2 protein-coding genes are annotated in these 1,120 nt (G+C 58.0%); both read right to left on the bottom strand.

Annotated elements, in window-relative coordinates; all coding sequences use genetic code 11:
* Positions 1 to 747: integrase core domain-containing protein (locus IE158_RS13385; protein WP_229839142.1), on the bottom strand; the 747-nt coding region annotated here is incomplete at its 3' end.
* Between the two features lie 80 nt (positions 748 to 827).
* A partial coding sequence (locus IE158_RS13380; protein WP_229839141.1) for a transposase occupies positions 828 to 1,120 on the bottom strand: 293 nt, incomplete at its 5' end.

Here is a 1,120-nt window from a genome sequence, read left to right as displayed (position 1 = left end):
GGGGTAGGCATACCCCAGACTGGAATGCCTTCTCTCAGAGTTGTACCAGTTCCTGAACTTCGTGCTGAACGCACGAAGCTGGGCAATATTCGTCAACTCTTCCCGGAACACGCCGTCATATTTGAAGGTCCGGTTGAGCCTTTCCAGGATGCCCATTCCTCCCTTCCGTGAGACCTTGGCCCGTACCCAGTGGCCCAGCTCCTGACAGGCCGCCTGGAATGCGCCAGACGTAAAATCTGAGCCACCATCAGTCATGATCAGGAGCTGCTCGTGTATGCCGAGATGGTGCAGCACATAGACTCCCCGTTGCAGCGCGGTGACCGCGCTGTTGGCAGAGAGATTCCGGACCACTTCAATGTGCAGCAGTGCGCGACTTTCTACGTCCAGGACGAGATAAGCCCAGCAGATCCCGTCCGGCAAGCTGAGCCGTGTGGCATCGACCTGAACTCGGCGGCCCGCTGGCCAGAGAACGATAGAGGTAGGGCATGCCGATGGACGGCGTTTCTTTCTGGGAACCGGGCGCTGCACCTTCAACTCCGCCATGTGGCGACGGACGGTATGGAGGCCAGGAGAAGGCTGCTGGGCATCTTGTTGCAGGGCCTGGTAAATCAAACGGTAGCCGCTGAGTGGCTCTTCCAGGGCTTTGAACCGCACCACTTCTAGGATGTGCTGACGTCGCTCCGTCCGCTGTGCAGAACGCAGAGCGTTCTGCCGGGCATCGCGCAGGACGTGATATGGACGCTCCACCTCGCCAGCAAACTTGCTGAGACTCAGCTTCGGGTGGTCTCCAAGCAACTCCTGGTAGCACGCCAGGAGTTCATCTACGCTCAGAGACCCCGGATTTTTTTTGCGATATAGAGCGACAATTCCTTATCCGCAATGATGGCCTTGAGCTGCTGGACTTCCTTCTCCAACTTCTTCTGGGCTGCATCCGGCCTGGCTCCCTGGAGGCGGGCACGGCCCGCTTCCAGAAACTGTGCACGCCAGGTGTGAATCAAACTCTCGCTGACCTCGTACTCACGAGCAGCTTCCGCGATGGTGTGCTCCCCGCTCAGGACAGCCAGAATAATTTGCTCCTTGAGTTCAGGTGACCAGGTTTTGCGCTGTTTTCCCATATCTT

This window comes from Deinococcus piscis, assembly GCF_014653275.1.
In the GTDB taxonomy this organism is placed as follows: domain Bacteria; phylum Deinococcota; class Deinococci; order Deinococcales; family Deinococcaceae; genus Deinococcus; species Deinococcus piscis.
The sequence above is the reverse complement of the archived record's forward strand: the minus strand, read 5'-3'. Positions and strand labels throughout refer to the sequence as shown.